The organism is Bacteriovorax sp. DB6_IX (assembly GCF_000447775.1).
GTDB lineage: Bacteria > Bdellovibrionota > Bacteriovoracia > Bacteriovoracales > Bacteriovoracaceae > Halobacteriovorax_A.
The window spans coordinates 1-10,108 of the sequence record NZ_AUNJ01000454.1 but is presented as its reverse complement, the minus strand read 5'-3'; the positions used below and the strand labels follow the sequence as shown (position 1 = coordinate 10,108).

The following is a 10,108-nucleotide window of genomic DNA, read 5'->3' as shown; positions in this document are numbered from 1 at the left end:
AGCATGCTCGTCGTGATACTTGGCAAAAGCACTGGGAAAAAGAAAAACCTGGAATCAAGGTTGAGAAATCTCTCGGTGGCGGAAAGAGGCCAACTAAGATTAAAGATGTAGATCTTAATAAGAAATCAGAAGAACAATAAAGAAAGGGCCAGTTAATGGCCCTTTTTTAATATTTACTTAATAGCATTTGAATCTTTTTAAGATCAGCTTTTCTAGAAGAGCGATCAACGAGTAAGAGCTTCCCATCCTTTTTCTTAGCAAATAATTGAAAATATCCCTTATTCTCAAAACCCTTTAAATTTGGGTCTTGTTGTAGTTTTGCTACATTTGGCGAGTCCATAAAGTGGAGAATCTCAAAGGCCTCTTTTGATTCAAGAGGATGTTTTGTGCTGAAAACGGGGAGCCAAAAAACTCGATGAGTAATGATCAGCTGATCATCTTTCTTCGTGATAAATTTCTCATAGAAGTAGAAGAGGATCGTGCTTAGAGGAACTAGTATTATTGTGGCCGCGGCCGCAAGAACTAGCACCTTGTTGATTGTATCATCAGTATTGTAGAGCTTGATCATTGGACCTTTGACGGCCAGACCCATAGCAAAGACAACAACTAAGATTGCACTTAGGTATCCCCAGAAAACCAAAGGAAGTCCATAAGACTTCAGCGTGATTCCCTTCTCGTTAATAGTAATTCTATCTTTTTCTTCTTCCGAAACCGGAAACATAAACATTAAACCCATAAGGGCACATTAATGTTTTAGGGGCCTTTTGACAATAGATTTAGCTAGTGTAAGTTATTAAAAAGACTAAGCACATGGAAGTTTAATCGTAAACTCAGCAAATCGACCAGGTTCACCATTGGCCATCATTTGACCACCGTGTAGCCCTGTGACAATTTCAAAGCTTAGAGAGAGACCAAGTCCCGTTCCTTCTCCAGTTGGCTTTGTCGTGTAGAATGGATTAAAGATACGCTCTGCTGTGGCCTTGTTAAAACCAAGCCCGTTATCGCGAATCTTGATAGTGATGAGACCCTTTTCTTGATGTGTTGTAATCACAAGTTCAGGAATGTAATCTTCAAAATCACGACTCTCTGTCTTCTTAATCATTGAGTAGAACGCATTTGAAAAGAGATTGAGAAAGACTCGAGCGATATCACCTTTTACAACATCAAGCTCCTTAACATCATTATCATAATTCTTGGAGAAGTTGATATGGAAACCTCTGTATTTGGCCCTCATTGCGTGGAAGGCGAAGTTGAGGTTCTCCTCGATGATTTCGTGAATATTGGCCTTTTCTTTGATATTTGTCTCATCTCCAGTTCTGGAGTGCTCTAGCATACTTTTAACGATTTGCTCGGCCCTCTTTCCATGAACTGTGATTTCAGTAACCATATTCTTGAGGTCTTCTACTTCTTCAATAAGATTATCCTTCTTCTCCGTTGTGTAAGAAGGGTCTGTTTGAAGGTTGTCGTAGAGCTCGCTTACACTATCCTTAGAAACTTGGGCGAAATTGATAATAAAGTTAAGAGGGTTGTTAATCTCGTGAGCGATACCGCTGGTGAGATTCCCTAGTGATGCCAGCTTTTCTTGAGCGATTAGTTGGTCTTGCATTTTATTAATTTCATCAATTTTTGACTCTAGAATTGTATTCTTGTCATTAAGCTGCTTCGTTCTTTTTAGGACGAGTTCCTCTAGGTGGGACTTGTAGTCCTTGAGCTGATTTTCGGCCTCATCTCTATTCTTGATATAGTTTCTAAGGTTTAATCTCATTCGATTTAGTGATGAAATGAGGTCGTCAATTTCATTAACCTCATCAATAAATGAAGGATTGAGCTTAAGTTCATTATCAATATTTTTGTGAGTGAGGTCTTCTGCGTATTTTGAGATTAGGATAATCTTCTTTGCTACAGTGATATAGATGATGAAGAGAATCAATGAAGATACAAGAAAGGTTTTAATCGTCTGGGTGATGAGAATGATGAAGACTCTATCGAGAATTCTATCGTAGACGTGGTCAAGGTTGGCCATGATCACAACTTGACCGATGGCCGCCTCTTCCTCTTGACCGTATTTTAAAAGGAAGCTCTTTTCGATCTTCCGATTAACATTCTTATTACCCATTTCCATAAAGACCGATTTTCCGGAGCTCTTATGTTCAAGAATCTGGATGAACTCAACATCTCTAAGTTTTAGAATCCCGGAGAGTTGAACTTCGATTTGGTCATTATCCAGGTGCCATAGAGAGTTTGCTAGTGAGCTAGAGTAACTATTCTCAACCTGATTAATGGTCTTGTAGATTGTGTTTAGGTCTGAGCTATAGTCAATATAGACTTGAATCATTGTACTGAGAAAAGTGAAGAAACTACTTGTAATCAAGATGTACTTCAACAGCATAAATGAAAGTCTTGAGCGGAACCACTCTTTAAACATAGCAACCTTTTAGATGAGTTAACTCTATGATTATCGGTTATTTCACACGAAAACTAAATAAATTTCTGCATAAAAAAAGGCCCCAGAGATGGGGCCTTCTTATTTTAGTGATATGATCAGTTTTATTATTTGATCGCTTCACGGATCTTAGATGACATCCAGTCCATTACCCAAACGATAAACGCGATAACGATAACAAGCATCCCAACTTCATTCCATTTTGCAAGACCTTGGTACTGCATTAGCATAGTACCAATACCCCCACCACCAACAAGACCGATAACAGTCGCCATACGAACGTTGATATCCCATCTGTAGATTGTGAATGAAAGGTATGGAAGAATGATTTGTGGAACAACACCAAACCAAATTACTTGGATAGGGTGAGCACCAGTTGCCATCATTGCTTCGATTGGTCCATTAGAAACGTTTTCAATCTGCTCAGAGTAAAGCTTCGATAGAGAAGACACTGAGTGAAGACAAAGAGCTAACATACCAGCAAATGGCCCGATACCAACCCATACAGAGAAGATAATCGCCCAAACTAGTGGCTCAATTGATCTTGAAACGTTAAGGAAGAATCTTACTGTTGTATAAACGGCCATTGTCGCTCTAGATCCACTCATGAGGTTTCTTGCAGCGAAGAAAGCTAGGATAAAGGCAACTGGTAGAGCAACAGCTGTTGCAATAAAGGCCATGTAGATTGTTTCTACAGCAGCAAAGACAGCGTCTTGAAGAATCGCAAAATTAGGATTTAAAAGAGCTGTAAAGATTCTCTTTGCACCAGTTAGACCACTTTCTGATAGGAATTCATAAACTGAAACCTGAGAAACGTAGATTCCTGATACAAAAGTAAGGGCCACTACAAACATGATGTAGATGATGAATGGCTCTTTCATGATTGGCTTATTCTCATCTCTATTCATAAGTCCTGTAAATCCACGACCTACAGACATATTTGTGAAGTAGAGAACTGCTGCGATAACAACACCAGCTCCAAGAGAGATAAGTGGTTGGTTCCAGCTAAACTCTGGGTATCTCATACCCATGATTAGTCTTTCATAGATAATTTTCCAAGACGCTAGAACTGTATAAGACCAAAGGAAGATATCAATAAGAATTGAGAAAAGGTGTTTCTTCGCTCTCTTACCAAACATATCCTCTGGATTCATAATTGGTTTTTGTACTTCTTGTGTTGTAGCACTCATTATATTTAATCCTCAGTTTTATTAGTTAATTGTTACCTCTACAGCATCTTCACCGTAGATAGTTTGGAACCACTCTTCATCGATATCAAGAGGTTGACCTTCATAGATTAGTTTTCCACCTTTAAGGGCCACAACTCTTGAAGCGTATTGACGTACAAGAGAAAGGAAGTGGAGGTTACAAATAACAGTTACACCGAGTTCTTCATTTACCTTCTTAAGGTACTGCATAACAGAGTGAGATGTTGCAGGGTCAAGAGACGCAACAGGCTCATCAGCTAGAAGAACTTTAGGGTTTTGCATTAGCGCTCTTGCGATTGCTACCCTTTGTTGCTGTCCACCAGATAAGTTATCAGCTCTTACGTTTTCTTTTCCTTCAAGACCTACGATCTTGATATATTCCATGGCCTTCTTCTTATCTTCTTCAGAATACATTCCTAGGATAGACTTGAAGATCCCTGTTCTAGAAAGAGTTCCAGACAGAACGTTAGTCATAACAGTTCTTCTTGGGATAAGGTTGAAGTGTTGGAAGATCATACCAATATTAGCTCTTGCTCTTCTCATCGCAGAACCTTTTAGCTTAGTGATATCTTCACCTTCAAATAGGATTTCTCCAGCAGTCACGTCATGTAGTCTGTTCATACATCTTAGCATTGTTGACTTACCAGATCCTGATAGACCGATAATAACAAGGAATTCACCTTTATCTACATTGAAAGACACGTCATTTAGGGCGTGACATCCATTAGGGTAAATCTTGTTAACTTTTTTTACTTCAAGAATCATTTATTTTCTCGCTTAGTTATGTTTAAGAATTACTTCTTTAGTTGCTCTTCTAGGTTAATGTTAATTGACTTGATTACATTTCTTAGTCCATCGTAATCAGCGTCTGTTGTATCAACAAGACCATCTACAGAGTAGATATTCTTAAATACTTGCTTTCCAGATTCTGTTGCTAGGTATTTCTTAACAGCAGCAATGAATTTATTTGTAATTTCAGCTGGAAGATCCTTTCTGAATACGAATGGGTCATTTGGAATCTTTTCAGTAATTGTTACAATTTTTACCTTGTCTTCAACGTCTGGGAATTGAGTCTTAACTCTTGATCTTGCATCTCTGATTTTTCCATCTTCTGATGGAGCAGAGTAGTAAGTTGCACCAGCGTCTACTTGCTTTTGGTATACCATTGTCACAACGTTGTCGTGCTTAATAGCAAAAGTTTTGTTTGAAGGATTAACATTGTTTTCCTTCATAATTTTTAGTGGGAACATATACCCTGAAGTTGATGATGGATCAGTGAAAGCAAATTTCTTACCTTCTAGATCTTTAATTGATTTAATATCACTATCAACGTGAGCGATAATTTGCCCTTGGTAGTAGTCGTGTCCGTAACGGATAACTCTTAGCTTTGCAGAAGCTCCGTATTTTTCATTGGCCATAAGGTAACCAAATGAGTTCATAACACCAATGTCAGCTCTTTTTGAACCAAAAGACTCAACAACTGAGATATAGTTTGTTGGGATACCTGTTTTAAAGAAGTATCCAGTTTCTTTTTCTAGAAATTTGATGAAATCAACTGAGTTTGAAGCGATAGTGTCAGCATCAACAGATGGTGTGAAGTATAGCTTAATTGGGTTGTTTTCTGTTCCAAGCTTGGCATCTTTTTGACAAGCACTCATTAAAAAAGCTGCTACCAAAGGCAGCACTAGGCGAAGTCCCTTCATTGTGTGTTCTCCTTACGTCAATTCAACTAGTTATCTTTTTAAATTAGGGCAATATTTATCATGTTTGGGTCGAACTTTTTAGGATATTCGACCGGCGATGGCCGATTTTTTTGAAAAATGAATAATATCAGTGAGATAGCTTATATAATCTTGATATAAATTCTATGAATTTTTTAATAACGCATAGTATAATTCAAGGATGGCATTAAATATTAAACCTCTATTTCCTTTGGATCATCCTGAGCCACTCAATTATGTTGAGGACAAAGATGTGACGATTTATACCAATAGTGACCCCCTTGATCGGGAGAAAGACGAGCGGGAAAATAGGGCAAAGGACCATAATTACGTCTATGTTAAGGCCAAGTTAAAGATTAATATCATCTCTTGAGTTTTGAGGAGAATTTACCGATAAGTCATAAAAATTACTATGGTGGTTGAGTGAAGATAATTCGAAAAGTATTGATCTTATCTATAAATACGGACTGGGCCAACGATCTCAAAGATCTCTTTCTATCTAATAAGAAGATGAGTGTAGAGATCGCGACTACGAGAACCGTTGCCACAAAACTATTAACAGACTACGAGTTTGATGCTGTTCTGATGGAGGACACATTTAAGCTTAAGAATCTGGATTATTTCCTAAGATCATTGCAATCTCAAAAAGTTCATCCAAAGTTTGTTTTCTTCTTTTTCTCAGATTTTTCTCTCTTTAAGATGATTGAAGTACCTGAGGCCTTAAAGGATATTGGTTATAGGGCCCATTCACTTCCTATGCCTAAAGAGCAGATCGTTGAGATTGTGTCTAATGAGCTCTTTCCAAGAGGAGCAACTACGGACTCTAGTTTGGACCGGGAGTTTATGCAGGTGTTGATTAAGGCCACTCATCGTGTGATTGAGTCATTAAATATTGAAGACGTCGTGGCCCATAAGCCTGAACTTCTCACTAAGATGGAGGAGACAGATGTGGCCATTAGAGGGAAGATCATTTTAAAGACAGATTTCTTCAACGGTTCTTTACTACTTTCATTTCCTGAAAAGTCATATAAGCACCTTTATGAAAAGGTTGTAGGGCAGAGTATTGACCAATTAAATGATGAGAATAATGATTTTGCGGGAGAGTTGGCCAATATGATCTATGGGCAAACTAAGAAGCACTTAGAAGAAAATGGAGTCAAGCTTGATATGGCGATTCCAATTATTGATCAAAGTCCAAAGCTTAATTCTAAGAAGCCGATCTATGTCATCCCTTTTGATTCTTCAATTGGTAAATTCTTTATTAAACTTGCACCAGAGCTTTTCTAGAACAAGCTCCTAAGCAAAGATGACTTCCATGATATCGATATGAATAAAAGTCAGATGCCTTAGGGGATAGTGTGCTAATTTGTTAAATCCAGCTTCTGTCTGGTAGCGTTTCTTTAGGTTCTTATTTTGGAGATCATCACTTAAGTATCTTTGCCCTTGTGTTAGGATGGCCATTCTCTGATCGAGGATTTTAGCAACATCACTCAAGTAATTTGATAAGTGAGGAGTGACTTCAAGAAGATCCTTTTGAATTTGCCTTAAGACATTGAGATGGGGCTCATGAATATATTGAACAACGATAAAGTAGAACTTTGCTAGGGCCTGAAGATTTTCATCTTCAAAAGTTTCTATCGCCATTTGCAGATTGTGGTAACACTCGTGAAAGTCATTGAGATCAAAGTAGCGTTGTGCCCTAATAAGAAACTTCATTCCTTCTTTATAGTTAAGATTATAGGCCTTGGGCTTATATTGGCTCAATTTCTGAGTCGGTTTATCAAAGAGATTTGTGATGCTCGCAACTGTGTCAGTGTAAATCTTTGGCGCCTCTGCTGGAATATAGTGTGACTCGAGTTTGGTAACGTCGAAAAGGACGCTGGCCATTGTTGAGACGGTGATTGGAGAGAGACTTAATTTCTTCGTTTGTTGAGGGGAGCTAAACTCTTTGAGAATTTGAATATTCTTCTTTCCCTCAATCTTCTTAAGCTTCTTTTCTCCTTGAACTTTTCTAAGCTCATTGTATTCATAAATACTGTGTGGAAGTTCCTCTTCTTGGTCAATCTCTGGGTTGAGGGCCTCATTGCAAATGTAGAGAGGGCCTTCTTTATTAAGATCGTAAATATTATAAAAGAGGTCATTGCCACTGAGGTCTGCCTCAAGAACTCTGCCTGAAGGATCAACTAAGTTAAAGTTCCAGCATGTTAAACTTTGTGACTGCTTTAAAAATTCTAGTGCCTCATCTATATCTTTACATTGATGAATGAGTTGATGGGCCAGATAGAAAATTGGCTCTCCATGTTGATTGAATTTATTCGTAAATTTTTGATGAACGGCAAGGCTAAGGCCATATTCATTCATTGAAGTAAGACCTGAAAAGGGAAGTCCCGCACTTGAGTAACTCATGACTTTGTGAAGTCCCTTGTATTGAGAGCTTAGAATTCTCTCATTCTTGTCATAGGTTCCTTTGAGAGGAAAATCTAAGATCCTCGCGTGGACTGGTTTTGCCTCATCGTTAAGACAAAAGGCACTTGAACAACCAAATTGCATTGTCGATAATTTTGGTAACCAAAGCCCTAGAAAAGAGCAGACTTCAGGCACAAGCAGAGCGTGAGAGAGCTCCTTTATTTCGAGACCACTTCCCTGAGCATAGGCTTCAAGAAGTCTTTCATAACGTCTATCTTTAAATAATACCTTATCAAAGAAGGCTTCTATTGCCTTGTGTGCGACTAAATTCACCGGATCCCAGGCCGTGCTAATCAGGTTTTTGATATGGAAACTGGCAGATTTTGCGTGTTCCTTATCTTTGAGTCCTAGTTGATAAAAACATTCCTCTTCTTCGCCGAATAGCTTTATGACTGGTAGTTCTGTTGAATTTTGGGGGGCTTTACTCATGACTAATATTGTAGATTCATTTATTCATCCAAGCAATCAAACATTTATTGCCATTATAGTGGCCTTGTCTGGATTAAGGGTCTTTATTGAGTTTACACCATTGGTTCCTGAGAATTGGCCTATATCAAAAAAATGGTCACAAAGAGTGGGACGTGCTCATGTTGAAAAGTTCCATAAAACGGGACTCTATATTTGTATTGGACAAATTATTCTTTGGGCACCGAATTTACTTATGGGTTAGAGTTGTCTCGTAGAGGTTAACCTTCTCGATACCATAAGAGAATTGCTCAGGGATCTTGAGTTTATCTTCCTTGCCTTTCTTTCTAATATATATTTTTACATCAGCTCTTTTTTGAGATTGCTTGATGAGATCGTTAAGTTGAAAGATCTTGTTGAGAAAGAGGCTATTTTGCTTTGTACTTAATTTAAAGGCCTCATAATCCTTGAGTCGATTCCAGAGCATACGTGGCTCACTATGACCTTGTAGTAGCTCATTAAATGTTAAGTAGATGAGAGGGTCTGATTCAAAGTTATCTCCCATCAGGACAATCTCATCAGGAACTCCTGTCATATGAATGATATCTAGGAGGTGATTGAGTTTATAAATTCCTTGGACCTTGAGGTCTTTAGGAGTGAGGTCACCTTCAAAGATTGAGAAGACCTTGCGGTAATCCTTCAAAAATATCCCGGCCGAGTAAATATCATTGGCGTAGAGCCAATCTCTCATCGCATCTTCATAGAAGTGAGGAGAGGCCGATAAGATAAAAGGATGAAATCCCTTTTTTATATAATCTTTGGCCATCGTGACAGACTCTTCAACAGTTGGAAAGCTATGGAGCGGAGTTGTCAGGGACTTGTAAATTTCTTCTGGTGTCGAGTACTTTGTATCAACGAGGGTCTTGTCAAAATCACAAATGATTAACTTCTTGTCTCCCATAATTTTGATTGGGATAAAGTTTCCTAAGAGGATTTCGAGTCCAGGACTCTTTCCAGTTTCAAAGACTTCGAGTTTTTCAACCTTGGCCACTTCAGAAGATCCCATTTTGATATTAAATCCACCATATGAATCTGATTCAAAGTCTCTTGAGAATAAGATCTGGTGATCTTCATCTCTTGCGATAATTTTAATCTTAAACTCATAGGCATTGAGAAGTTTATAGGCCTGAATAGGAAATCTTGGTGAGAAGCGCTCTAATTTTCTTGCGGCGGAATAGATATTCTCGCGCATTGTGAGATTGGCCCTAATGGCAAGTGAATCATCTGTTTTTACGGCAAGGAAATTGACTAGTTGAGCTCTTTTCATAGATCTAATGATGAACTATCTCAGAAGATAAAACAATGTTTTTTCCAAAGAATTCGGCGCTATCTCTTAGCGATCTTAAATGTTAGAACACCTTGATCGTAATTTCTGACAACACTGGCCGAATCCATGATCTCAGGGACTTGAAAAGACTTATTCATGACTTCACTACGGCGAGTTTTATGCTTGGCGCCAAGTTGATCAGTCATTTTATCTGTGAACTTACGAGTCATAGAGATGCTAATATCTCTTTCTTGAGCTGTAAGATTGACGAGTTCTTTTTCGTGTTCTGGAATCTCAATTTTTACCAGGTAGTGATCGAGTTTATTCTCGACTTTTGGATCGAGTTTTGTGACATGATAGAACTTGTCTTGAAGCTTACCAAGAGTTTGGTTCTTAAAGTCAGAGTATTTTGAAACAAGTTCCTTGATTTCATTATCAAATTTAGTTTTCATACGTGAGAGAATCTCTGTGTGATTCTTCTCAAGTAAACTGAATTTTTCTTTAAATGAAGTTCTCTTTTGTTTAAGAATTTCTTGTG

General features: G+C 38.1%; 11 protein-coding genes. 3 read left to right on the top strand and 8 right to left on the bottom strand.

The annotated features are described in order from the left end of the window. Window positions 1-166 precede the first annotated feature (166 nt). The 5 genes from M901_RS14095 to M901_RS14075 all read right to left on the bottom strand — a co-directional run bounded on the left by M901_RS14095 (window position 167) and on the right by M901_RS14075 (window position 5,354). A complete protein-coding gene (locus M901_RS14095; protein ID WP_021278868.1) occupies window positions 167-721 on the bottom strand; it encodes a hypothetical protein in 555 nt (184 codons plus the stop codon). 81 nt (window positions 722-802) lie between these two features. Further along, window positions 803-2,425 (bottom strand): ATP-binding protein, encoded by a 1,623-nt coding sequence (locus tag M901_RS16800; RefSeq protein WP_021278874.1) that lies wholly within the window; start codon window positions 2,423-2,425, stop codon window positions 803-805. Between the two features lie 125 nt (window positions 2,426-2,550). Next, window positions 2,551-3,633: a phosphonate ABC transporter, permease protein PhnE gene (gene phnE / locus M901_RS16795; RefSeq protein WP_021278871.1), complete on the bottom strand. Its 1,083-nt coding sequence runs from the start codon at window positions 3,631-3,633 to the stop codon at window positions 2,551-2,553. A gap of 21 nt (window positions 3,634-3,654) precedes the next feature. Next, window positions 3,655-4,416, bottom strand: coding sequence for a phosphonate ABC transporter ATP-binding protein (gene phnC / locus M901_RS14080; protein ID WP_021278873.1), 762 nt, complete (start codon window positions 4,414-4,416; stop codon window positions 3,655-3,657). Window positions 4,417-4,445: 29 nt separating this feature from the next. After that, window positions 4,446-5,354 (bottom strand): phosphate/phosphite/phosphonate ABC transporter substrate-binding protein, encoded by a 909-nt coding sequence (locus M901_RS14075; RefSeq protein WP_021278875.1) that lies wholly within the window; start codon window positions 5,352-5,354, stop codon window positions 4,446-4,448. Window positions 5,355-5,553: 199 nt separating this feature from the next. Here M901_RS14075 and M901_RS14070 point away from each other — a divergent pair, with 199 nt between their 5' ends. Together M901_RS14070 and M901_RS16790 are read left to right on the top strand one after the other, a co-directional pair. Further along, window positions 5,554-5,745, top strand: a complete 192-nt coding sequence (locus M901_RS14070; protein WP_021278878.1) for a hypothetical protein — start codon at window positions 5,554-5,556, stop codon at window positions 5,743-5,745. 50 nt (window positions 5,746-5,795) lie between these two features. Continuing rightward, window positions 5,796-6,659: a chemotaxis protein CheX gene (locus M901_RS16790; RefSeq protein WP_053335883.1), complete on the top strand. Its 864-nt coding sequence runs from the start codon at window positions 5,796-5,798 to the stop codon at window positions 6,657-6,659. A 9-nt stretch (window positions 6,660-6,668) separates the two neighbouring features. Here M901_RS16790 and M901_RS14060 read toward each other — a convergent pair whose 3' ends face one another. Then, the gene (locus tag M901_RS14060) at window positions 6,669-8,267 is read right to left on the bottom strand and encodes an acyl-CoA--6-aminopenicillanic acid acyltransferase (protein ID WP_021278872.1); all 1,599 of its coding nucleotides are present in this window, start codon (window positions 8,265-8,267) and stop codon (window positions 6,669-6,671) included. On the opposite strand from M901_RS14060, the gene M901_RS14055 reads away from it, so the two are divergent. Then, window positions 8,266-8,508, top strand: a complete 243-nt coding sequence (locus tag M901_RS14055; protein WP_021278869.1) for a hypothetical protein — start codon at window positions 8,266-8,268, stop codon at window positions 8,506-8,508. The genes M901_RS14060 and M901_RS14055 overlap by 2 nt on opposite strands. Here M901_RS14055 and M901_RS14050 read toward each other — a convergent pair. Both M901_RS14050 and M901_RS14045 read right to left on the bottom strand, forming a co-directional pair. Beyond that, window positions 8,494-9,570: a phosphatase domain-containing protein gene (locus M901_RS14050; protein WP_021278877.1), complete on the bottom strand. Its 1,077-nt coding sequence runs from the start codon at window positions 9,568-9,570 to the stop codon at window positions 8,494-8,496. The genes M901_RS14055 and M901_RS14050 overlap by 15 nt on opposite strands. Before the next feature lie 59 nt (window positions 9,571-9,629). Further along, the coding region (locus M901_RS14045; RefSeq protein ID WP_021278870.1) for an Hsp20/alpha crystallin family protein at window positions 9,630-10,108 on the bottom strand (479 nt) is incomplete at its 5' end.